This is a genomic window from Mesorhizobium sp. C399B (genome assembly GCF_030323185.1).
Taxonomy (GTDB): Bacteria; Pseudomonadota; Alphaproteobacteria; order Rhizobiales; family Rhizobiaceae; genus Mesorhizobium.
Genome location: NZ_CP100472.1, coordinates 2436963 through 2459857 on the forward strand (window position 1 = coordinate 2436963; position 22895 = coordinate 2459857).

The 22895-nt window shown below is 62.3% G+C and carries 24 protein-coding genes; 10 read left to right on the forward strand and 14 right to left on the reverse strand.

Translation table 11 applies throughout. The annotated features are described in order from the left end of the window. Nucleotides 1–29: 29 nt before the first annotated feature. The gene (locus tag NLY36_RS11505; RefSeq protein WP_023735167.1) at nt 30–920 is read right to left on the reverse strand and encodes a DMT family transporter; all 891 of its coding nucleotides are present in this window, start codon (nt 918–920) and stop codon (nt 30–32) included. A 101-nt stretch (nt 921–1021) separates the two neighbouring features. Here NLY36_RS11505 and NLY36_RS11510 point away from each other — a divergent pair, with 101 nt between their 5' ends. Further along, nucleotides 1022–1507 (forward strand): MarR family winged helix-turn-helix transcriptional regulator, encoded by a 486-nt coding sequence (locus NLY36_RS11510; protein ID WP_023735168.1) that lies wholly within the window; start codon nt 1022–1024, stop codon nt 1505–1507. Between the two features lie 4 nt (nt 1508–1511). Here NLY36_RS11510 and NLY36_RS11515 read toward each other — a convergent pair whose 3' ends face one another. The 4 genes from NLY36_RS11515 to NLY36_RS11530 all read right to left on the reverse strand — a co-directional run bounded on the left by NLY36_RS11515 (nt 1512) and on the right by NLY36_RS11530 (nt 3976). Then, nucleotides 1512–1937, reverse strand: coding sequence for a DUF1178 family protein (locus NLY36_RS11515; RefSeq protein WP_023735169.1), 426 nt, complete (start codon nt 1935–1937; stop codon nt 1512–1514). After that, on the reverse strand, nt 1934–2800 hold the full coding sequence (locus tag NLY36_RS11520) for a carbon-nitrogen hydrolase family protein (RefSeq protein WP_023672981.1): 867 nt from the start codon (nt 2798–2800) through the stop codon (nt 1934–1936). Before NLY36_RS11520 ends, NLY36_RS11515 begins: the two co-directional genes overlap by 4 nt. 86 nt (nt 2801–2886) lie before the next feature. Further along, nucleotides 2887–3168: a glutaredoxin 3 gene (gene grxC / locus NLY36_RS11525; protein WP_023672982.1), complete on the reverse strand. Its 282-nt coding sequence runs from the start codon at nt 3166–3168 to the stop codon at nt 2887–2889. A 22-nt stretch (nt 3169–3190) separates the two neighbouring features. Further along, nucleotides 3191–3976 carry a ComF family protein gene (locus NLY36_RS11530; RefSeq protein ID WP_196813620.1) on the reverse strand — a complete coding sequence of 262 codons (786 nt, stop codon included), beginning with the start codon at nt 3974–3976 and terminating at the stop codon, nt 3191–3193. 72 nt (nt 3977–4048) lie between these two features. Here NLY36_RS11530 and NLY36_RS11535 point away from each other — a divergent pair, with 72 nt between their 5' ends. Then, nucleotides 4049–4921, forward strand: coding sequence for a methyltransferase domain-containing protein (locus NLY36_RS11535; RefSeq protein ID WP_286461881.1), 873 nt, complete (start codon nt 4049–4051; stop codon nt 4919–4921). Nucleotides 4922–4933: 12 nt separating this feature from the next. Here the strand turns inward: NLY36_RS11535 and NLY36_RS11540 are convergent, their stop codons facing one another. From NLY36_RS11540 to argJ, 5 genes are all read right to left on the reverse strand, one after another. Next, entirely contained in the window at nt 4934–5116 is a 183-nt protein-coding gene (locus tag NLY36_RS11540) for a Flp family type IVb pilin (RefSeq protein WP_023672984.1), read from the reverse strand. Nucleotides 5117–5243: 127 nt separating this feature from the next. Then, a complete protein-coding gene (locus NLY36_RS11545) occupies nt 5244–5552 on the reverse strand; it encodes a hypothetical protein (RefSeq protein WP_023735171.1) in 309 nt (102 codons plus the stop codon). A 97-nt stretch (nt 5553–5649) separates the two neighbouring features. Next, entirely contained in the window at nt 5650–6066 is a 417-nt protein-coding gene (gene mutT, locus NLY36_RS11550) for an 8-oxo-dGTP diphosphatase MutT (protein ID WP_023685791.1), read from the reverse strand. Further along, nucleotides 6063–6812, reverse strand: coding sequence for a GNAT family N-acetyltransferase (locus tag NLY36_RS11555; RefSeq protein ID WP_023713717.1), 750 nt, complete (start codon nt 6810–6812; stop codon nt 6063–6065). The genes mutT and NLY36_RS11555 overlap by 4 nt, the downstream gene beginning before the upstream one ends. Before the next feature lie 29 nt (nt 6813–6841). Further along, entirely contained in the window at nt 6842–8083 is a 1242-nt protein-coding gene (gene argJ, locus NLY36_RS11560; RefSeq protein ID WP_023735172.1) for a bifunctional glutamate N-acetyltransferase/amino-acid acetyltransferase ArgJ, read from the reverse strand. 169 nt (nt 8084–8252) lie between these two features. Here argJ and NLY36_RS11565 point away from each other — a divergent pair, with 169 nt between their 5' ends. After that, nucleotides 8253–9482, forward strand: a complete 1230-nt coding sequence (locus tag NLY36_RS11565) for a caspase family protein (protein ID WP_023731046.1) — start codon at nt 8253–8255, stop codon at nt 9480–9482. Nucleotides 9483–9612: 130 nt separating this feature from the next. Then, nucleotides 9613–10200 (forward strand): TetR/AcrR family transcriptional regulator, encoded by a 588-nt coding sequence (locus tag NLY36_RS11570; RefSeq protein WP_023714960.1) that lies wholly within the window; start codon nt 9613–9615, stop codon nt 10198–10200. A 44-nt stretch (nt 10201–10244) separates the two neighbouring features. Here the strand turns inward: NLY36_RS11570 and NLY36_RS11575 are convergent, their stop codons facing one another. Further along, nucleotides 10245–11165: a peptidylprolyl isomerase gene (locus NLY36_RS11575; protein WP_023735173.1), complete on the reverse strand. Its 921-nt coding sequence runs from the start codon at nt 11163–11165 to the stop codon at nt 10245–10247. 244 nt (nt 11166–11409) lie between these two features. Between NLY36_RS11575 and secA the strand changes: the two genes are divergently transcribed. Continuing rightward, nucleotides 11410–14142, forward strand: a complete 2733-nt coding sequence (gene secA, locus NLY36_RS11580; protein ID WP_023735174.1) for a preprotein translocase subunit SecA — start codon at nt 11410–11412, stop codon at nt 14140–14142. Nucleotides 14143–14376: 234 nt separating this feature from the next. Here the strand turns inward: secA and NLY36_RS11585 are convergent, their stop codons facing one another. Then, nucleotides 14377–16977: a helix-turn-helix transcriptional regulator gene (locus NLY36_RS11585; protein ID WP_031249039.1), complete on the reverse strand. Its 2601-nt coding sequence runs from the start codon at nt 16975–16977 to the stop codon at nt 14377–14379. A 244-nt stretch (nt 16978–17221) separates the two neighbouring features. Here NLY36_RS11585 and NLY36_RS11590 point away from each other — a divergent pair, with 244 nt between their 5' ends. The 4 genes from NLY36_RS11590 (at nt 17222) to NLY36_RS11605 (ending at nt 18970) form a co-directional block, all read left to right on the forward strand. Next, nucleotides 17222–17494: a DUF4242 domain-containing protein gene (locus NLY36_RS11590; RefSeq protein ID WP_023673765.1), complete on the forward strand. Its 273-nt coding sequence runs from the start codon at nt 17222–17224 to the stop codon at nt 17492–17494. Then, nucleotides 17472–17777, forward strand: coding sequence for a hypothetical protein (locus tag NLY36_RS11595; RefSeq protein WP_081731383.1), 306 nt, complete (start codon nt 17472–17474; stop codon nt 17775–17777). The genes NLY36_RS11590 and NLY36_RS11595 overlap by 23 nt, the downstream gene beginning before the upstream one ends. Nucleotides 17778–17935: 158 nt before the next feature. Beyond that, a complete protein-coding gene (locus NLY36_RS11600; RefSeq protein ID WP_023673764.1) occupies nt 17936–18439 on the forward strand; it encodes a hypothetical protein in 504 nt (167 codons plus the stop codon). A 141-nt stretch (nt 18440–18580) separates the two neighbouring features. Next, nucleotides 18581–18970 (forward strand): hypothetical protein, encoded by a 390-nt coding sequence (locus NLY36_RS11605; protein ID WP_023735176.1) that lies wholly within the window; start codon nt 18581–18583, stop codon nt 18968–18970. A gap of 82 nt (nt 18971–19052) precedes the next feature. Here NLY36_RS11605 and NLY36_RS11610 read toward each other — a convergent pair whose 3' ends face one another. Together NLY36_RS11610 and NLY36_RS11615 are read right to left on the reverse strand one after the other, a co-directional pair. Continuing rightward, a complete protein-coding gene (locus tag NLY36_RS11610) occupies nt 19053–21326 on the reverse strand; it encodes a S8 family peptidase (RefSeq protein ID WP_245260185.1) in 2274 nt (757 codons plus the stop codon). Continuing rightward, a complete protein-coding gene (locus tag NLY36_RS11615; RefSeq protein ID WP_023673761.1) occupies nt 21316–22431 on the reverse strand; it encodes an AAA family ATPase in 1116 nt (371 codons plus the stop codon). The genes NLY36_RS11610 and NLY36_RS11615 overlap by 11 nt, the downstream gene beginning before the upstream one ends. A gap of 142 nt (nt 22432–22573) precedes the next feature. Here NLY36_RS11615 and NLY36_RS11620 point away from each other — a divergent pair, with 142 nt between their 5' ends. Beyond that, a complete protein-coding gene (locus NLY36_RS11620; protein WP_084026155.1) occupies nt 22574–22798 on the forward strand; it encodes a DUF2188 domain-containing protein in 225 nt (74 codons plus the stop codon). Nucleotides 22799–22895: the final 97 nt, after the last annotated feature.

Below are 22895 nucleotides of genomic sequence, written 5' to 3' on the forward strand. Positions count from 1 at the left end.
TGCCTAGGGAATTGCGTAAACCAAAGACCCTATGCCTTCTGGCTCTGCGCCTTGGTGGTGATGATCACGCCGATGGTGATGATCACCGCGCCGGCCCAGGTCAGCAACTGGTAGTGCTCGCCGAGGAAGATGGTTCCGGCAAACAGGCCGACGGCCGCCGCCACATAGCCGATCTGGCTGAGATAGACCGGACCGCCCACGGCCTGCAGCCGGAAGAAGAAGGCAAACATCGCCGAGGCCGAAGCGACTTGCGCCACGACAACCAGCGGCACGGCCCTGAGCGGGGCGAAAGCGCCGACGCCGAACAGCGTGAGAATGCCGATCAGCAGCAGCGTCGCCGAGGCCAGGTGGCTGCCGACGGCCAGTTCGATCGGACCGGTGCCTTCGGGCCAGTCGACGGTGCGATAGATATTGCCGGCGGCAAGGCTGACCGGGATCAAAAGTCCGACCAGCACCCAGTAGACATCGGCCGGCTGGCCGGCCTCGCCGCGCGTCACCGCCACCATGACGGCGCCGATGAAGCCGACGGCGATACCGATACTGCCGAGCGTATTTGGCCGTCGAACGCCGAGCAGGATCGAAAACACCAGTGTGATGACCGGCGACAGCGTGAACATGATGCCGGTATAGCCGGCGCCGAGATGCGGGATAGCCGAAAACATCAGCAGATTGGGCACGGCGTAGGACACGGCGGCGGTGATGAAGAAATAGCGCAGTCTGTGCGACGTGAGCCGCATGCGCTCGCCGTTCGCGAGCAACGGGCACAGCAGCACGCCCCCGGCGCCGAACGAGATGACGAAGGCCCAGACCATGGCCGGAACGCCGGCAGCCGTCGCCAGCTTGCCGAACGGCAGGGTCAGGCCGAGCAGGCCGCCGGTGACGACCAGCAGGCCAAGCGCCGATTCCCAGAGAAATTTCATCGGATGGTCCCGTCACTCACTTGCGGCACTGGGTCGAAACTGTATCTTGAGGTAGCATACCACAAAGATTCTTAACGTCAAGATACTTAGCGGTGAGACAGATGGATCGCGCGGCAAAGGCGGTGGAGCAATGGAAGCGGGAACGGCCGGACCTGGAGGTGTCGCCAATGCTGGTGCTTGGGCGGCTGAACGAAGCCTCGTCGCTAATCGCCCGCGAGCGCCTCGCCCCGCTGTTTGCCCGTTTCGGACTGCAGGCCGGCGAATTCGATGTGCTGGCGACGCTGCGCCGCTCCGGCCAGCCCTACGCGCTGACACCGACCGCTCTATACGAGGCGACGATGGTGACCTCCGGCGCCATGACCAACCGGCTCGACCGGCTTGAGAAGGCCGGACTGATCCTGCGCGGCCCGCACCCCAACGACCGGCGTGGCATTGTCGTGCAACTGACCGAAAAAGGTCTGGCCTTGATCGACGAAGCCCTGACCGCCCACGTCGCCAACGAGCATGAAATCCTCGCCGGGCTCACCGACACGGAGCGGGGGGCACTGGCTCAGTTGCTTGGCAAATTGATCGATAGCGCCAGCTGATCGCTCAATTGCGCTCCTCGGGAAAACTCGGGATCGGCATGAAATCGATGCCATCCTCGGCCAAGCTCTTGGCTTCCTCCAACGTCGCCTCGCCATAGATGCCGCGCGCATCGCTCTCGCCGAAATGGATCTTGCGCGCTTCTTCGGCAAACTTGTCGCCGACATAGTCGGCATTCTCGCGCACCTTCTCGGCCATCGCCTTCAGTTGCGCCAAAGCCTGCTTCTGGGTTTCGCCCATGGCCAGCGCAATTGTTTCCTGCTTCCGCGCGGTGGAGACGGCTGGCGCCATCAGCGCCTTTTGCACCTTGTGCGAGCCGCAGCTCGGGCAATCGACGAAGCCGCGCTTCTTCTGCGTGTCGAAATCGTCATTGCTGCGAAACCAGCCCTCGAATTCGTGCTCGTGCTCGCAGATCAGGGCAAAGCGGATCACGAAGCCGCGCCCCTGAGCCGCGGCGCTTCCACTGCGCCGGCATTGACGGCAAAATCACGCGCGTTCTTGAGATTGGGGATTTTCTTACGCGCGGCCGACGACTGCGCCGTGTCGATCTCGGCGATGATCACCTCCGGATCGTCATGGTCGGCCTCGGCGAGAATTCGACCCCATGGGTCGACGATCAGCGAATGGCCATAGGTTTCGCGGCCATCCTCATGCAGGCCACCTTGTGCTGCAGCAACCACATAGGCGCCGTTCTCGATGGCACGGGCTCGCAGCAGCACATGCCAGTGCGCCTCGCCGGTCTGGCGGGTGAAGGCGGCAGGCACCGACAAGAGGTCGGCGCCGGCCATCGCCTCGGCGCGGAACAGCTGTGGAAAGCGTAGATCGTAGCAGACGGCAAAGCCGAGACTAGCGCCGTCGATCTCGGTGACGACGGCCTCGGTGCCCGGCTCATAGGCGGCGGATTCGCGCCAGCTCTCGCCATTGTCGAGGTCGACATCGAACATGTGGATCTTGTCGTAGGTGGCAAGGGTGGCGCCGTCCGGCCCAAACAGCAGCGCCCGGTTGGCGAGCTTGCCGTCGGTGCGCAGGATGGCGGTCGAGCCGATGTGCAGGAAGACGCCGAGTTCGCTGGCGAGCTTGCGCGCGGCCGCCACGACGATGTCCTTGTCTTCCAAGGTGAAGGAAGCAGCCCTGGCTTCCTTGTCGCGGATCAGCGCACCGGTCATTTCCGGGGTCTGGATGTAGGTTGCACCGAGGCCTGCCGCTTCGCGCACCAGCCGTTCGAGATCGACCGCGTTGCGCTCGGGGCTCTCGCCCGAACGCATCTGGATCGCCGCCGCCTTGAAAATACCCATCGTCACGTCCTCTTTGAGCAATTCCAGGAAAAGTGTGTAACGGTTTTCCGTCCGGAATTGCGTAAAAACAAAGACATAGAGCGGCGCTACGAACCGCTCTTTGTCGTCGAGCCGTTGGCAAGCAGCCTATCCAGCTGCCCCCGTGCCTCCAACTCGTGGAGGTCGTCGGAGCCGCCGACATGCGTGTCGCCGATGAAAATCTGCGGAAAGGTCGAGCGGCCATGCGCCCGCGAAATCATTTCCTGGCGCAATTCCGGCGAAAACGAAGCGTCATGCTCGGTGTAGGCGACGCCCTTGCGGTCGAGCAACCGCTTGGCCGCTGCGCAATAGCCGCACATCATACGGGTGTAAATCGTCACATCGAGCATCGGTCCGTGCCTTTCTTTGACCTTATATAGTCGCGGACTCGTCGGCCCGAAAGTCCCCCGGCAGGACACGCGCAAAGGTCAGCACATCGACCGCTCCGGCGCCGCCCTTCTTCAGCGCCTTGGCGACCGAGCGCACGGTAGCGCCGGTGGTGTAGACATCGTCGACCAGAAGCACGCGGCGCCCAGTGATCTCGATTTCGGCTTCCGCAGGCACACGGAAGGCGGCGCGCACATTGTCCTCGCGCTCCTGCCGCTCCAGCCCGACCTGCTGGCGCGTGAGCTTGACGCGCCGGACCGCCGAGGGCGAGAAAGGCAGCCCGCTAAGCTGCGCAACCGCCCTTGCCAACTCCGCCGACTGGTTGAACTGCCGCCGAAAGAAGCGCCGCCAGTGCAGCGGCACCGGTACGACGACATCGGCGTCTGCAATTACCTCAGCGCCGGCGCGCAGCATCCAGCGCGCCATCCACGGCGCCAGATCGGTGCGATCCTGGTATTTCAGACCTTGCACCATCTGGCGGGCGACACCTGAATAGGCCACGGCCGCCCGCGCCCGCTCGAACGGCGGCGGATCGGCGATCGCCTCGGCCGACAGGAATCCCTCGCCCATATCGTGCGTGAATGGCGTGCCCATCACCGCGCACCATGGCCGCTCCAGCAGCCTGAGTTTCGGCCAGCAGGCACCGCACAAAACGCCGGGTTGCGAGACGTGCCTGCGACAGCCGGCACAGACCGGCGGGAACAGCATCCGGGCCGGCCAGTCCAACATGGCCAGTTTCAACATGGTTTGAGCGAGGCTCTTGATCTCCATCACCGGATCGGCCACGTGGTTTTGTCGTCCGCGCCAGGATATCACTAGACGGACAAACAGGGATGTCTACCGTTGCAGCCGATCATCGATACTGAACTTTGGCTGGTGCGCAAGCGCAGGGCGCTGGCCCACCCCGTAGCCGGCGCGGATTTTCTGATGCGGCGGGCGGCGGAAGACCTTGCCGACCGGCTCGGCGCGGTCGAGCGGAAATTCGGCAAGGCCGCGGTGCTGTTTTGCCAGACGCCGGACGCAACGGACGTGGTCGCTGCAAGCGGCAAGGCAGCGGAGATCGTGCGCGTCGAGGCAGATCCAGCGTTTCTGGACGGCCGGCCAGGGCTGATAGCACCGCTGGAAACAGTGCCGTTCCAGCCGGAAAGCCTCGACCTCGTCGTTTCACTTCTGTCGTTGCAGGCGATGAACGACATTCCCGGCATGCTGGTGCAGATCCGCCGCGCTCTGCGGCCCGACGGGCTTTTCCTCGGCGCCTTTGCCGGCGCCGGCACGCTTTCCGAATTGCGCGAAAGCCTGCTCGCCGCCGAGACCGAACTCTATGGCGGCGCCAGCCCGCGTGTCATCCCCTTCACCGATGTTCGCGACGCCGGCGCACTGCTGCAGCGCGCCGGACTGGCGCTGCCGGTGGCCGACGTCGAAACGGTGACCGTCCGCTACGATACCCTCTTCGAGCTCATTGCCGATCTCAGGGCGATGGGCGAAACCAGCGCGCTGACTGATCGCAGCCGGCGACCGGGAGCGCGAAAGCTTTTTACCCGTGCCGCCGAAATCTATGCCGAACGCTTTTCGGACGCTGATGGCCGCATCAGGGCAAGCTTTTCCATCGTCTGGATGTCGGGCTGGGCGCCCGATGCCTCGCAGCAAAAGCCCTTGAAACCGGGTTCGGCGAAGGTCTCGCTGAAGACGATACTGGAAAACCCCGGCGGGCGGTGACGGCGCTCCGGATCAGTGCTCGGCGAAGGCGTTTGCGAGCCTGCTGTTGTTGTCGCTGAACAGAAACTGGATCGCATTGCTGGCCTTGCCGACACCCCCGACGATGGCAAGCGACAGCACCGCAACGATCAGGCCATATTCAATGGCCGTGGCGCCTGTTTCGTCCTGCAAAAATCGGCGCAGCAATGGCTTCATGATCGTCGATCCCTCTCATCCCCGACCATATCGCCGACCTGTTAAGAAAGGTTAACGGCACAAGCTTAACAGGCTGTGAAATGGGCCTGCGTTGAGGAAGTTCTCAAGCTGGTGTCGACCTTGTTGGTCAGCAGTCGCCGCTGCGTTGGCCGTCGGCGCGGATGATGCAGACTGAGCTCGGTGAGGGCTGCAGCACGCTTCTGCGCAGCGTATAGGTGGCCCGCGAGCCGATCGAACCCGTGCTCATCGGGTCGAGACCGCCTGCAAGAGCATCGCGGCTGGATGATCGCGTCTGGTTGTCCAGCATGGGGACCGCGATCAGCGCCAGCGCCACTGCGGCCGAGCCGAACAACAGCGTGACGCGCAATAAGCGGACGCCGGCGGCGCGAAAGCTGCGATCTGGCCGGATCGAGTCCCATTCCCTGTCGAGGCTCATGCAATCGCTCCCCGCGAACCCGCTTTGCCGCAATTTTTCACGACGAGATAAATCTTCCATTAACGCTGGCTAGATCAGACCGCGAAATGGCTTTGTATCACAACAGGTCGATGAGGAACTGGATTAGCGGCGCGTCGGCCGGCGGCATGGGATAGTCGCGCATCTGCTTTGGCCGCACCCATTTCAATGCCTGCCCTTCCCTGGGCTGCGCGATGCCGCGGAAGCGGCGGCAGACGAACAGGGGCATCAGGAGATGGAAATCATCATAGGAATGGCTGGCGAAGGTGAGCGGCGCCAGGCAAGGAATGTCGGTCTCGATGCCGATTTCTTCCTGCAGTTCGCGGATCAGGCATTGTTCCGGCGTCTCGCCTGGCTCTACCTTGCCGCCGGGAAATTCCCACAGGCCGGCAAGCTGTTTGCCCTCGGGCCGCTGCGCCAGAAGCACGCGGCCATCGGTATCGACCAGCGCGCACGCGGCGACCAGCAGCAGGCGTTTGCCGGTGATCTCGCTCATGCGCCCGGCGGCCGGCGATAGTGGTAGCGATAGACTTCGTCGAAGCCCAGCGAGCGATAGAGCGCCAGCGCCGGCGCATTGCCGGCCTCGACCTGCAGCCAGGCTTCGCGAGCGCCACGCAGCCTCGCCCACTTCAGCGCCGACAGGATCAGGTTGCGGCCATGGCCCTGATTGCGCGCCGACTTGGCGGTGGCGATCTCGAACAGGCCGGCAAGATCGCCGTCATGGACGCAGATCAGCACCGCCAGAGGGTCGGCCCCTTCCTCCAGCGCAAACAGCCCGACTTCGGGTTGGATGGCGCCGATGATTTCCGAAAGACCGGGCCGCAGCGATGCATCCGAGCCGCTGACCTTGAGCGACGCGCCGAGAAAGCGGCTGATATCCTTCAGCGGAATCTGGTCCATGGCCGGCGCCAGTTGCGCGTCCGCCAGCGGCAGCCGCATCACCAGGGATTCGTCGAATGTGCTCCAGCCCTCATTGTCGAGATGCTTGGCTAGGTCCGGCCCCGACAGCGGCGAGATGCGGAAGGTCAGCGGCCTGCCATAGGCGTCGAAGCGCCGGCTGGCGCGGCCGATGCGCTCGGCAATGTGCTGGGTGTCGCCGGGATCGAGCGGGTTGACCGAGTTCAGCCGCTTGGCCGGATGGCCGGCTGTCAGCCGCACCACCCAGGTGCCGTCATAATGCACGGCCGCCGCCGGCCAGGCGCGAAACCCCGCAGCCTCGTAGCGGCGCACGATGGCGAGCATGCTTGCCGGATGCCTGGAAGCCAACTCCATCAGCTCCGGTAATCGCCATTGATGGCGACATATTCCTTGGTGAGGTCGCAGGTCCACACCGTCGCCTTGCCGCGGCCGATACCGATATCGGCGCGGATGCGAATGTCGTCGCGCTTCATATAGGCCGAGGTCGCTTCCTCGGAGTAGCCCGGGTCGCGTTCGCCCTCATGCGCCAGACGGTTGTCGCCGAACCAGATCGACAGCCGGTCGCGATCGGCCGGCTCGCCGGCCTTGCCGACGGCCATGACGACGCGGCCCCAATTGGCGTCCTCGCCGGCAACCGCCGTCTTGACCAGCGGCGAATTGGCGATGGACAGCGCGATGCGCTTGGCCGAGCGCGCCGATTTGGCGCCGGTAACGGTGACTTCGACCTGCTTGCGGGCGCCCTCGCCGTCGCGCACCACTTGCAGCGCCAGCGATTTGAGCACCTTGCCCAGCGCCCCGCGGAACGCGCCGAGACGCGCATCCTTGGGATCGCTGATGGCGGGCGCGCCGCGCTTGGCAGCGGCTCCGGTGGCGAACAACAGCAGCGTGTCGCTGGTCGAGGTGTCGCTGTCGACGGTGACGGCGTTGAAGGTCTTGGCCGTGCCGCGCGACAACAAGTCCTGCAGCACGGGGGCGGCGATCGGCGCATCGGTGGCGATGAAGGACAGCATAGTCGCCATATCGGGCGCGATCATGCCGGCGCCCTTGGAGATGCCATTGATGATGACGTCGGTGTCGCCGAGCTTGACCGTCGCTGTCGCCACTTTCGGATAGGTGTCGGTGGTCATGATGGCCTTTGCCGCCCCGATCCACAGATCCGGCTTGCCGTCCTTGACCAGTCCGGCCAGCAAATGGCTGAATTTGGTGGTGTCGAGCGGCTCGCCGATTACCCCGGTAGAAGCGAGGAACACTTCGCCTGGCGTGCAGCCTGCGGCCTTGGCCGCGGCCTCGCCGGTCAGTTGGGTGGAGGCGCGGCCCTTCTTGCCGGTGAAGGCGTTGGCGTTGCCGGAATTGACCACAAGCACCCGCGCCTTGCCGGCGCCAAGGTTCTCGCGGCAGAAGTCGACCGGCGCCGAGGGGCATTTCGACTTCGTGAACACGCCGGCAACCGCTGTGCCGGCATCGAAGACCATGGCCAAGAGGTCGGTACGGTTCTTGTACTTGATCCCGGCCTCTGCGGTGGCGATGCGCACGCCCTCAATGGCAGGCATTTTGGGATATTTCTTCGGCGCGAGCGGCGAAATCGTTGCGTACATTGGGGACCTCGGGCGACGGAAAAACGCTAGGCGAAGGCCGGTTTGCCCGATAGCACGGCCCGGCGCAAGGGCGTTTTCTTGGCCGCCGCTGTGGGCAAGCCACCAGGGATTAAGCTTGCATTTCAAATCCGTTGGCGTCGGCGGGGCCTCTGGCGTTATGATATCGGCCATGGGCAGGCTGGTGATCTTGGCGGTGGCGTTTATGGGGCTTTTGCTCCTGAGCGCCGATGCGCAGCCGGAACGGCGCGTGGCGCTGGTCATCGGCAATGGCACCTATGCCGAAGCCGGCACGCTCACCAATCCGGTCAACGATGCGCTCGATATTGCCGGCAAGCTGCGCTCGATCGGCTTCGAAGTCATCGAGGGCAACGATCTCGGCAAGCGCGAACTCGAGCGCAAGATCGGCGAATTTTCCGATGCGCTGGAAGGTGCGGGCGTCGGGCTTTTTTATTACGCCGGCCACGGCCTGCAGGTGGAAGGGCGCAACTACATCGTGCCGGTCGACGCCCGGCTCGACATGCCGGTCAAGCTGCAGCTCGAAGCCGTGCCGATCGACGAAGTCCTCGACATCATGGAGCAGCAGACCAAGGTCAGCCTGGTCTTTCTCGATGCCTGCCGCAACAATCCCTTTGCCCGCAGCCTGAGCCGCACCGCCACCACGCGCTCGGCAACGGCGCTTGCCGGTCTGGCGCAGTTCGATTCGACGCGCGGCTCCTTCATCGCCTTCTCGACGGCGCCAGGCGCTGTCGCCATGGACGGCACCGGACGCAATTCGCCGTTCGCCGCCGCCCTGCTGCGGCACATGGCCGAGCCCGGCCAGAGCATCAACGACATGATGATCGCGGTGCGCCGCGACGTGGTCTCCGAAACCCGCGAGGGACAGCGCCCATGGGAACAGGGTTCGCTGCTCGAACGGTTTGAGTTTGTGCCCGGCGGCGAAACGGTTGCACAGCCGAAGCCCGCCGTCCCCCCGGCGCCCGAAACAAAGGTTGCGGCACTCGAACGGTCTGTAGGCGACGACAAGACCGCAATCGAGAAATTCCTGCGCGACGACTATCTTGCGCCCGATGCCGCGGCGATCGGCGAGACCGTCAAGCGGCTCTATGCGCCTTCCGCCACCATCTTCGGCACGCGCTATGACAGCGACGCCGTCGTCAAGCTCAAGACGGACTGGTTCGCGCAATTTGCATCCTGGTCGTTCAGTCTCGAGCCCGGCAGCCTCGAGGTGACGCCGCAGGGCGAGAACCGCGCCGAAGCCGTGTTCGCGATGAGCTACGACTATATGTCGAAAGACAAATCGGCGGCGCGCATGACCGGCAAGGCACGAGTCACGCTTGGGCTGGTGAAGAGCGACGGCCAGTGGCGTATCGCCTCGGAAACCTCGCAAGCGATGAACTGAAATCCCCGCGAAGCGAATGTGAGACCTGCTTCTACAAGCGCTGGAAACGGGCCGTTTCGTTTGCCTGCCAGCTCACCTATATTGCCGGCGAGATTGTTGGCGAGGGCAGACATTGTTGGCGAGGACAGACATGGGCGAGGATCCGGCCCGCAGATCGATCGGGGCGCGGCGCAACCCAGACAGCGCCGAGGCCATTCTCGAGGCCGCGGAGGCGGTGCTGGTCGAGGCCGGCTATGCCGGCTTCTCCATAGAGGCCGTGGCGCGGCGGGCGCGCGCCGGCAAACCCACGATCTATCGCTGGTGGCCGAGCAAGGCGGCCCTGCTGCTGGAGGTCTACAAGCGGCAAAAGCGTGTCGACGTCCCCGATACCGGCAGTCTCGAAGACGACCTCGTCGGTTTCCTGAGGAACCTCTTCGCGCATTGGCGCGACACATCCTCGGGCAGCGTATTCCGCTCGCTGATCGCCGAGGCCCAGTCGGACGAAGCGGCGGCCGCGGCCCTGACTGGCTATGCCGATGGGCGCGTGTCCCACACCGCTCGGATCATCGAGCGCGCCAAAGCGCGCGGCGAGGTTGCGGCCGATATCGACGCAGCGCTGGTCGCCGACCTCATCGCTTCCTATGCCTGGAAACACCTTTTGACCAACCGGCTGGACGAAGATGAGGCGACAATCCTTGCCACTGTCCGCTATGTGATGTCAGGCATCTCCCGCAATTGAAAAGGGCGCCGAACGGCGCCCTTTGCATGTTTTCGGTGCCGGCCTTACTTGCCGGCTTCCATCGTGTCGACGGCCTTCTTCAGATTGGCGTCGGGGATTTCAACCTTTGCGGCGCCGCGCAGCTGCTTGACCAGTGCGAAATACTTGTCGCGGATCACCGCCTGCTTGGCCTGGTCCTTGACGTCGTCGAAGGCCGGCGGCTGTTTGGTGCGCTTGTCCTCGAGCTTGATGACATGCCAGCCGAATTGCGTTTGCACCGGCTCCTTGGTGTATTTGCCGATTTCGAGCGCAACTGCCGCCTTGTCGAATTCCGGCACCATCTGCCCCGGGCCGAACCAGCCGAGATCGCCGCCATTGGTCTTGCCCGAGGGATCGCTGGTATGCTCGTTGGCGAGCTTCTGGAAGTCGGCACCGCCATCGAGCTGCTTGATGATCGCCTCGGCCTCTTCCTTCGTCTTCACGAGGATGTGACGGGCATGAATCTCATTGACCGGCGGCGTGCTGGCGATTTCTTGGTCGTAGCGGGCGCGCACCTCGGCATCGGTAACCTTGTCGACGACGCCCTTCTCGACCATCTCGCCATGCAGCGCGCGCTGCTGCAGGAACGCCATGCGGCGCTGGAATTCGGGATCCTTGTCGAGCCCGGTAGCGACCGCCTGGGCGGCCATGACGCGGATTTCGATGGCCGCCGAAAGGGCGGCGGCGCGGCGCTGCTCGGGTGGCAACTGCGAGAACTGCTGCGACAGCTCGCCCTCGGCAAGCCCAAGGTCCGCCTCGGTCAGCTTCTGGCCATTGACGGTAGCGATAACGGCGTTCGGATCGACGGGGGCTGCCGCCGGCGCTGCTGCGGCAGCGGCCGGGGCGGGAGCGGCTTCCTGGGCCATCAGCGGAGACAGCGACAGGGCCGACAGGCCGAAAGCCAAGCCAAGGCTGGCGAGCGACGCACGGCGAAACAGTAAGGACATCAAGATTAACTCCAAGGGGGGATTGGTAGGGCTTGCAGATCAGCCGGATTGTGGCGGAATTTGGCGCTGCCCATAGGGCTAACGCGGCGTTGACATCAGTTGAGCCCCCTCTTATCTGTCCAACGACTTTGCGTCCAGAACCGTTTTCCGGGCGCTTTTTGTGTTTGTCCGCGTTTCACGCGGAATTGATGGGGCCGGCCGGCGCTCATCTCAAAATTGAGAATTCTATCGAAAGGACCATCGGATGGTCAGTCTCGGCGGTCTCGCCCGTAAGGTTTTCGGTTCCTCCAACGATCGTCGCGTAAAATCGACCCGGCCGCGTGTCGAGGCGATCAACGCCATGGAAAACGAGATGCGGGCGCTGTCCGACGCCGAGCTTCAGGCCCGCACGGAAAAATTCCGCCAGGATATCGCCAACGGCGCTACGCTCGATGACCTGCTGGTGCCGGCCTTCGCCACCGTCCGCGAGGCATCCCGCCGCGTGCTCGGCATGCGCCCGTTCGACGTGCAGCTGATCGGCGGCATGGTGCTGCACAATGGCGGCATCGCCGAAATGCGTACCGGCGAGGGCAAGACCCTGGTCGCCACCCTGCCCGTTTATCTCAACGCGCTTGCCGGCAAGGGCGTCCATGTCGTCACCGTCAACGACTACCTTGCCACCCGCGACTCCGAATGGATGGGCCGCGTCTACAAATTCCTCGGCCTCTCGGTCGGCGTCATCGTCCATGGCCTGTCCGACGAGGAACGCCGCGTCGCCTACGCGTCCGACGTTACCTATGCCACCAACAACGAGCTCGGCTTCGACTATTTGCGCGACAACATGAAGTATGAGCGCGCGCAGATGGTGCAGCGCGGCCACAATTACGCGATCGTCGACGAAGTCGATTCCATCCTGGTCGACGAGGCGCGCACGCCGCTGATCATTTCCGGTCCGCTTGAGGACCGTTCGGAAATGTACAACACCATCGACGCCTTCATGCTGCAGCTCGGCCCGGCCGACTACGAGATCGACGAGAAGCAGAAGACCTCGATCTTCACCGAGGAAGGCACCGAGAAGCTGGAAAACCTGCTGCGCGCGGCCGGCCTGCTCAAGGGCGAGTCGCTCTATGACGTCGAGAACGTCGCCATCGTCCACCACGTCAACAACGCGCTGAAGGCGCACCGGCTGTTCCAGAAGGACAAGGACTACATCGTCCGCAACGACGAGATCGTCATCATCGACGAATTCACCGGCCGCATGATGCCGGGGCGCCGCTATTCGGAAGGCCTGCACCAGGCTCTCGAAGCCAAGGAGCATGTGGCGATCCAGCCGGAAAACCAGACGCTGGCATCCGTCACCTTCCAGAACTATTTCCGCCTCTACAAGAAGCTGTCCGGCATGACCGGCACGGCGCTGACCGAGGCCGAGGAGTTCGGCAACATTTACGGCCTCGAAGTCACCGAGATCCCGACCAATCTGCCGGTCATCCGCAAGGACGAGGACGACGAGGTCTACCGGACGGTCGAGGAGAAGTACAAGGCGATCGTCAAGGAGATCAAGGAAGCGCGCGCCAAGGGCCAGCCGACGCTGGTCGGCACCACCTCGATCGAGAAATCCGAGCAGCTGGCCGAGCGCCTGCGCAAGGAAGGGTTCAAGGATTTCGAAGTGCTGAACGCCCGCCATCACGAGCGCGAAGCGGCCATCGTCGCCCAGGCCGGCAAGCCCGGCGCCATCACCATCGCCACCAACATGGCGGGACGCGGCACCGACATCAAGCTCGGCGGCAACGCCGAGATGCGCATCGAGGACGAACTGGGGGACATGCCTGTAGGCCCCGAGCGCGAGGCGCGCGAAAAGGAAATCATTGCCGATGTCGAGCGCCTGAAGGAAAAGGCGCTGGCCGCCGGCGGCCTCTACGTGCTCGCCACCGAGCGCCATGAATCGCGCCGCATCGACAACCAGCTCCGTGGCCGTTCCGGCCGCCAGGGCGACCCCGGCCGTTCGAAATTCTTCCTGTCGCTGCAGGACGATCTGATGCGCATCTTTGGCTCCGAGCGCATGGACGGCATGCTGCAGAAGCTCGGCCTCAAGGAAGACGAGGCCATCATCCATCCGTGGATCAACAAGGCGCTGGAAAAGGCGCAGAAGAAGGTCGAGGCGCGCAACTTCGACATCCGCAAGAACCTGTTGAAATACGACGACGTGTCGAACGACCAGCGCAAGGTGGTGTTCGAGCAGCGCATCGAATTGATGGACGGCGAAGGCCTGTCCGAGACGATCGCCGAGATGCGCGAAGGCGTCATCGAGGAGATCGTCACCAAGAACATCCCCGAAAACGCCTATGCCGAGCAGTGGAATGTCGCCGGCCTCAAGGCCGAGGTCGCCGAATTCCTCAATCTCGACCTGCCGGTCGAGGACTGGGTCAAGGAAGAAGGCATTGCCGAGGACGACATCCGCGAGCGCCTGACCGAGGCCGCAGACGCCGCCGCCAAGGAGCGCGCCGAGCGGTTCGGCCCCGACGTGATGAGCTATGTCGAACGTTCGGTGGTGCTGCAGACGCTTGACCATCTGTGGCGTGAGCACATCGTCAACCTCGACCATCTGCGTTCGGTCGTCGGCTTCCGCGGCTACGCCCAGCGCGATCCGCTGCAGGAATACAAGGGCGAGGCGTTCGAGCTGTTCCAGGCGCTGCTCGGCAATCTGCGCCAGGCCGTCACCGCGCAATTGATGCGCGTCGAACTGGTCCGCCAGGCCGCCGAAGCGCCGCCGCCCGAAGCGCCCGACATGTTCGGCAGCCACATTGACGGCACCACCGGCGAGGACGACTTTCAGGGCGGCGAAACGGCACTTCTGGTCCGCCAGGAGAGCAACGCCATCGTCGCTCCCGAAGACCGCGACCCGAACAACCAGGCGACCTGGGGCAAGATCGGCCGCAACGAAGCCTGCCCCTGCGGCTCCGGCAAGAAATACAAGCACTGCCACGGCGCGTTCGCCTGAAGGGCGTGACTTTCGATTGATAGGTCGGAGGGACAGCGCCCCCCTCTGTCCTGCCGGACATCTCCCCCTCAAGGGGGGAGATTACGCGGTTGAAGCGTCCCGCTTCTCTTCCAACGTCGACAATTGGCGAAAGCCGCCGTGACGGCCAATCTCCCCACTAGAGGGGGAGATGTCCGGCAGGACAGAGGGGGGCGCGAAGGATCGCGACCTCTCCGTGCAACCTTCGTCAAAACCTCACAACAACCCCGAATCGCGCGCTGCCGCCGTCGCTTCGCCGCGCGACACCGCATCCAGCTTGCCCAGCACCGCCGAGACGTGGTGATCGACCGTCTTCGGCGAAATCGTCAATTGCTCGGCGATCCGCTTGTTGGACAGGCCGCGTTCGATCAGCTGCAGCACCTGCATCTGGCGCAAGGTGAGGCCGGCCAAATTGGCGCGCGTCGACCGGCGTGGGCCGCGGGCGATGCCGCCAACGCCGCTTCTGCGCATGATATCGCGCAGGCGCTGGGCGGCCGGCCGTGCCCCCAGGCCATCGAAAATGTCGAGCGCCAGCCGCTGCCCCTCGTCATCGCCGAGGATGAGCGCCAGTCCGCGCTCGTATGGCGCATTCAATTCGGCCCAGAGTGCCGAAGCCGAACGCCAGTCGCCGGTCAGAAGCAGCCGGTATGGTGTCGCCATGTCGGCAGTATCGACGACGGCCATATCGGGGGCCATGTCGGGAGCGAGCAATGTTCGCCACAGAGCCAGTTCCCCGACATGGGCGCGCGAGCGCACCGGCGTTTCGGCGCGGGTGATCAGCGCCAGCGCCTCTTGCCTGTCGGCCAGCCCCAGCCATGCCTGCTCCGCCATCAGGGCCGCGTAGGAGCTCAGCATCTGCAGGTCGCCGCCGCTTCCGACCAGGCGCGCCATTTCGGCGAACAGCGGCTCGGCCGAGGGATCGCCGCGCCTCAGGCGCAGTTTCGCCAATGCCAGCAGCGCCGGAAACCGGCCCACGGTGGTTGTCCGCTCATTGTCGATGACATCGCTTGCCGTCGCGGCGGCCTCATCCCATTGGCCCTGGCGCAGCTGCACATCGGCCAGCATGCCCCTGAGATAGTCGCGCCAGGTGCCGAGGTCGTTTTCGGTGCAATAGTGGATGCCGCTCTCCAGCACCGGACGCGCCGCGTCGTAGCTCATCTGGGTGATCTCGAAACAGGCGCGGTTGGTGAAGGCGCGCGCGGCATGTTCCTGGAAATTGCCTTGGAGCGCAATTTCAAGGCTTTCGTCGAGGCGCAGGCGTCCGGCATCCGGATTGAGCCACTGCTCGACGCAGCCGACATTGTTGAGGGCATGCGACGCGATGTCGGGACGGTTCATGCGCGCAGCCAGCGCCGCTGCCTTCTCGCCATAGAACAGCGTGTCCTCCACCCTCTCCGAAAGCATCGCCAGATGCGAAAGGTTCGAATAGGCCATGGCGAGTTCGGGACCGGCGGGAGCCGCTTCCAGCATCGCCACAGCCTCGGCGCCGAAGGCGGCCGCCGCCTCGCGGTCATCGCCCATTTCGCTCAGCCGGGAGAGCCATCTCAGGCTATCGCCCTCCTTCAGCCTGTTGCCGTCTGCCTGATGCAACCGGCGCGCCTGTCCCTGCGCTGCAAGCGCATCATCGATCTTGCCGATGAGATGGCACTCGAAGGCATGACTTTCGTAGAGCGCGGCGCGCTCGATCACCGGCAGGCTGTCGGCCTGCTGCAGGGCGATCTCGTAATAGCCGGCGGCATCGCGATGGGCGCCGACGCGCGACGCCTCGCGCGCGGCGATTGGCGCAAGTTCGCGCACCGCCGCCAGATTATGCGCCTCGACCGCATGATGCACCAGGCGGCCTGTGGAGACGTCGCCATTTTCGAGCAGTGCCGCCAGCGCACGCTGGTTGAATTGCCGCCTGTGCGACGTCGTCAGCATCATTTCGATGGCGCGCCGCGCGATGTCGTGCCGGAAGGCGTAGCCGTCGCCCAGATCGTCGAGCAGGCCGTTGGCGACACACTCGGCCAGCTGGCCGGCGCTGGCGACGCCGCACAGGCCCTGCAGGGCCCAGGCGTCGGCGCGGCGCGGAAACACCGACACCGCGTCGAGCATGGCCCGGGCGCCAACCGACAGCCGCTCGGCCCTTGCCAGCACGGCGTCGCGCACGCTTGCCGGCAGCGCCATTTCGTTTTCGGCGCACAACAATTCGGTGACGAAGAAGGCATTGCCTGCGGTCGCCCGGTAGATGGCGTCGCCATCGCGGCCGGCCGCATCGGCGAGCGACAGCACGGCCGCCTGGCTGAGCAGCGGCACGTCCATGCGCGCCACGCTGCCGGTCGGGATTTCGCCAAGGGCGCGGCGCACGCGCATCTGTCCTTCGCTGCGGTCGGTGCGCGCCGTGAGCAACAGCAGGATGTGGGTGTTGGCGATACGCCGGCCAAGGAAGCGCACGAAATCGAGCGTCGCATCGTCGGCCCAGTGCAGGTCTTCGATCACCAGCAGGCTCGGTCCCTTGGCCGCAAAGGCGTCGAGCGCATCGGAAAACAGCGGCAGTCTCTGCCCATGCCGGGCGTCGATTGCGCGCGGCAGCGCCCATTGCGCCTCACGGGCCAGATCGTAAAGCGGCCCCAGCGGATCGGGGATCGACAGATCCTCGCAAGCGCTGCGCAACGTCGCCGCGCTCTCTCCGACACGGGCCGCGAATGCCTCGACAAGCGCCGTCTTGCCGGCGCCGGCCTCCCCGGCCAACACGGCGACGCGGCCATGGCCGCCTATTGCATCGCCAAGCAGGCTCTCCAACTGCTGCAGCTGCGTCTGCCGTTCCAGAAGCATCATTATCATCGTCTCATACGATCGGAGTTTTCCCACCATGGCGGGCCGCTCACGATTAGCCCGTGAAGAAAGCGACGCAATGTGACTTTGCACACATTGCCGTGCCTCTTTCCACAAAGAACGACGCCAATATAGGGAATCGTCCCGCCAAATATGGGGAATCGTTCCGATGCGCGGGCCGGGCCGGCGTGGTCAACGTCCAGCCGCGCTCCGATCGAGCGTGAACCAATGGAAAAGGAAACCTTCCATGCCTCGCTACCTGATTGAACGCACATTTCCGGACGGCCTCAACATACCGATGACCGACATCGGCGCCAGCGCGGTGGGCGGCGTCGTCATGCGCAATGCCGAAAAGGGCGTCACCTGGATCCAGTCCTTCGTCACGCCCGACAAGAAGCACAGCTTCTGCATCTACGACGCGCCGACGCCCGAAGCTATCCGCAGCACCGCTCAGAAAAACTCGCTGCCGGTCGACAAGATCACGGAGGTGCGGGTTCTTGACCCTTACTTTTACCTCTGATCCTGCGTTCGGTCGCCACGGTGATGAGCATCAAACTGTCCTTCGCGGCCATGGCGAACTGCCTGATGGCCTGCCGCTCGGTGGAATCGGGCCTGTCCTGGGAAAGACCGGCCGGCCAACCTCCGTGCTCGGCCGTCTATGGCGGTTCGCGTCGAAGCTGCCTGCGTATCTGTCTGAAAGGCGGCGCTTGCCCCCGGAAGGCGACTATCTGAGGCGCGACATCGGGCTATCGGAGCGGGACGTCCCGCAGGAATATTGGCAATATTACTTTTGGGATCGTTGATTTTTCACGGTTTTTAAGGGCTGCGGCCAAAGCCCGGCAACGGAAGCCGCATCGCATGAACCGGGACGGACAAACCAAATCCTAAACCAACGCCGCAGCGTTTCGGGCAGCCTGATCGGCCGCCGTCGCCTCGAGCGTCAACAAACGGACGGAAGACCATGACCATAACTCTTTGGACGACACGCTTCGCGGCTTTCGCCGCCATCTCGATCACGGCGGGTGCGGCCGCCCAGGCGCACGACGCCAACCCGCTGGCCGAAAAGGTGCGCGCCGCCAACAGCCGCTTCGAAAATGTGGCAGCCGCCACTGCCGAAGGCTACGCGCCAATCCCATGCGCCAGCGGCATCACCGGCGGCGCCATGGGCATCCACTATGTGAACGGCGCCTATCTCAAGGACGATGCCGTCGATGTCGCCAAGCCCGAAGCGGTGATGTACGAGCCGACGGCCGACGGCAGCCTGAAGCTGATAGCGGTCGAATACATCACCTCGAAAGGCCCGGCCTCGCTCGAAGGCCAGCTGTTCAACTTCAACAGCGCCCCCAACCGCTACGGCCTCGGCCCGTTCTACGAACTGCATGTCTGGGCTTGGAAACAGAACCCGACCGGCGCCTTCGCCGACATGAACCCGAACGTGTCCTGCGACGCGATGAAGGGGATGTAACGCCCCGACACCTCCGGCACCGGACACACCCGGTGCCTGGCCATCCCCCTTGGCGGGGGAGGGGCGAGCGAAACGCCGACCGGCTCCCCAGTCTTCCCCGGCGTTCGCTCGCCTTTTCGTTTTACCCCGGCTAAATGAAAAATGACGCACCTCAACAGCCGCGCTTCCAAACTAGACGTGTCGATCCCACGCGCCAGCGACATCACCGGTAGCTCCAAGAGCATCAATTCCGACAATCCCGCCTATCTCAAGGACGACGCCGTCGCCGTCGCCAAACCGGAGGCGGTGATGTACGAGCCGATGGCCTACGGCAGCCTGAAAGCACGGTCGAATATATTACCTCGAAGGGCGGCCTCGCTCGAAGGCCAGTTGTTCAAATTCAAGAGCGCCCCCAACCGCTACGGCCTCGGCCGGCTCTACGAACTGCATGCCTGGGCCTGGAAACGGAACCCGACCGGCACCTTTGCCAACATGAACCCGAACGTGTCGTGCGAGGCGACGAAGGGGGATGCAGGCATCGTGGACGTTTAAGCAAAGTTCAGCGCCCAGGACGACCAAGTCCTAACGTTTGGAAACGCGGCTGGTAAGAGTGCTATTTTTGGCATCTCTGCAATTAGTTGCCTACGCCTACATCGATCTCCTGACCTATAACGGCGCTTTCCACAAAATTTCTGAGGCGTTGAGCTGTAGAATTATAAATCGCGGAATTGGGCGACCGACCAGAGAGGGTCAACACGAACGCAACTTCCTGCTCCCCAAGCTCGCGATGATTTGACAATCCAAACTGGAAAAGATCCCGAGCAAAAACCCGCGCATGAAGCCGCATGACATTTCCCGAGTATGTAAGTCCGCCGCGGCGGCTGAAATCTCGGGAATGACGCCTTACAGGGTGCCACTTCGCCAATTCAGAGCGAGCAGTCTCCTCTGGGTCCTTATCCTCTCGCATGCTGCCTAGTAGATTCCCAACACCACCAGACGCCTTCTTATACTGCAACGCAACTTGCAGCCTGGTGGCAAAATAATTTGGTCCGCCTAGCTGAGACACAACCGGATTTAGTATTGCTGTTAAGCGAGCCCGACCAAAGAGATTGCCCGCGCTAATCAATTCGGGAGGTATTGGAATATCGTTCCAATAGTAGGCGTAACCTGGGATCAATGCCGCCCGCCATGCCATTGTGACGCTACCAGGTTCACATATCCAAGGCATGTTTCCGTGGAACGGGGTGCCCCAACCACGCGTGGTCTCGTGAGCCTCCAACTCTGCCTTGTTAATCAAGAGAGCTCGAACTAGGTCAGGGGATGGCTCCTTCAGATTTGCATATGTGTGAGCTGCAAGAGAAGAAACTAGCGGAACCGCATAGCTGCTACCCGATTGCGGTGGGCCACCCCCAACCATGTTCAGAGTTGAATACCAAGAAAGGTCTGGCTTTAGCATTCCATCTGGCCCAGGGCCAACCAGTGATACTTGGCAGGGGCCAGAAGGCATTCCACGGCCGTCAAACTTGCGACCCGCGACAGTGAGGGCAGCTTCACAATCAGCGGGAGGGCATAGTTGTTTTTTCGGGTTGTCCGGATGTTGATTTCCTATTGAAATCACGGGCAAGATGTTGAACTCGCGCGCAATCTGGCGGATTTCGTGTCCTAGGTAGCTGACGACTTCAAGATCATCCTCCGGAATTGTCTGATTGAAGGACATGTTCCAGACCTTGGCGTCCGGAAACCTTCTGGCAACCTGCCGAAGATAGTCGATAAGCATCTCAGTATTTGTGGAAGAATTCCCCCCCGCCCTTGGAATCGCTTGTACCGTTCCAATCCGGCATTCAATCTCTGGAAGATTTAGCTGATTGTTCCAAGCGAACGCTTGGACGACCAGAGAAGAGATTCTATTCCCATGGACATGGTCGGCGACACGATTGACGACAAGTGGCGGAGCGCGCCAAGCCTCAAGAGCGAGGTAGCTTCTAGCGGTCAAACCACCATCAACAACAGCAACGACTGGCTGTGTAGCCGGAGTTGGGAGCGGCGGCCCGGGTTCCGAGCCAACGTTCGGCGCCGTAACCTCGACTCTTCTTACGGGATCAATTCGATATGATGCCCCGGAGGCCACCAACTCCCGCAAAGAACTGCGATTTGGAACCCTGACGTAAGCGCGGGCCGCGCCATCGTTTCGATAACGCCTAGCCGCTCTGCGAATCGCGGTTTGATCATTGCTCATTACTACTGCAATGCCTTCCGCATCAGCATCTCCGTCGGGCGACGGCAAATCTACCCGAGAATATGTAGGCAGAATCAGGCTCTGGTTCTCTATCCTACTTAGCGTCTCAATGACTGACGCGCGGGCATTCTCGTCTCGAAATGGAGCAAGCCAGATAATAAATGCCTTCCCACCATCCACGTCGTCTGCTTCCTTCCAAAGGGATTCGATCGTGTTGCCGCGCAGAATATCCTTTTCGCCAAATGGCTTTATGGATCTCACGCGCGAAATGGCGGTACGCGCCTCAATACTGCTTGCACTTCTGACAAACGAGGCGAAGGCACCTATTTTTTTGACGTCAGCCTCAACAAGATAGCCACCCGACACAGGGCCGGTAAGCGTGCATCCAAATCTGAGGTCAAACAATGCCTTCGGCGTCCAAGTGGGAGCGAAGGAGTCTCGGAACATGGAAGCTACTATTTGTATTTTGCCCCCGTGTTTCGGGTAGCTTTCCACGTCCCTTGTGAGCGCTTCAATATCCCTTGCCAAGGCAGTGCGCTGTCCATCCAATCTCTCGGCGACGACACCGGCCTCCCCCTGCCCTCCAACTGCAGGGCTCTCAGGAACTGGTTCTTTTGTAAGAGCCAAAACCGGATTGAGCAGCGGTTGGGAAGGACGCTTGTCAATTGGCATCTCGCTCCTCCTTCAGGTAGGCGGACACCGCTTGCCGACTTACTCCAAGAATCCGCGCAACATCCGCACCACTCGCGCGACCTTCACGGGTCAACGTTGCCGAAAGAGATTTCTTCTGTTCCGTTGAAAGGCCATTGCGCTCCGGGAGAACTACACGTCCATTCTTGGTCTGAATGATCGACCATGCGGCTGCGGCTAAATCTAAATCATGATTGTCCAACAGTGCTTGCCTGCGCGTTGCCAACGCTAGATTTTGAATGTCCGCGCCATTTAGCCCATTAGAAATTCGTGCTAAAATGGCAGGTATCGATGCGTCGTCTTGCGGTAAAAAATACCGCCAAAGGTCTTCACGTATTGCTTCGTTAGGTGCTGAAAGCTCAATCTTATAGGGAAATCGGCGCCAAATCGCTGCGTCAAGCAGTTGCGCATGATTTGTTGCACCTATCACAACCGCGTGGTCGTCTAAAGAATCCAATCCCTGAATGACGGTATTGACGACGCGCTTGAGTTCGCCCAATTCGTGATGGTCATCGCGCAGCTTTGCTACAGCGTCCATTTCATCCAGGAATAAAACACCACGCTGATTTGGTACGAACTCGAAAACATTACGGATATTTTTTGAGGTATCCCCTAGCAATGACGAAATAACCGAGTCCAAGCGAACCACATAAAGTGGCATATCGAGATGAGAAGCGATATGTCCGGCGAGGAGTGTTTTTCCGGTTCCCGGCGGCCCAGAGATAAGCATTGATAGGCGTGTCGACAGCCCTTCATTGATAAGTATGTCTACGTTTTTGACGTCGTCCAAGAATGCTTGAAACGTACTTCTATTGGCGCCATCAAGGAATATAGGGGTGCTTGGCAGAACCTGCTCTTCGACCAAGGGCAGCCTAGATTTTACATCCACCGGCAGCGTTTCGACGTAGCCCGAGGCTCGAAGCGGCACACCCTTCTTGCGAATTAGCGCACGTATTTCCTTTGCCGCATCTGCATCCTCCTTGCTCAGCGATTGAGCGATTTTGCCTCCGATGCGGCGCACCCGTGTGTAATCTGCAGCAAGCGCCGCATCGAGGAGTTCAAGTACGTCGTTTTTTGAGATAGCCATGATCACCACGTCAATTGATAATTGACATTTGTAAACCTAATCCTATCAATTGACAACTCAAAACTTTATGATGTAAACCTATGGCGTCACATCGGTGATAGCCCGTAGTTGTGAAAGCCGGGCCGGAAAGGAGGTGATTGATATGTCAGGAAAGAACCAGCACGTCGTTCCTCACGCGGATGGCTGGGCGGTACGGGGCGCGGGAAATAGTCGCGTCACAGCCGTTCACGAAACCCAGCGAGAGGCCATTAGCCATGCGCGGTCTATTGCGCAGAACCAAGCGGCGGAACTCCTCGTTCACGGGCGCAACGGACAGATCCGCGAGCGAGACAGCTTTGGTAATGATCCGTATCCGCCGAAAGGCTGAGCAGTTCGCCGAACCTAAAAGGAGGGGCCACGTCGTACGGTGTGGCCCCTCTGTTCGATGAACAGTAGGCGCTTTGCGCCAGGCCAAAGCTAGCTCC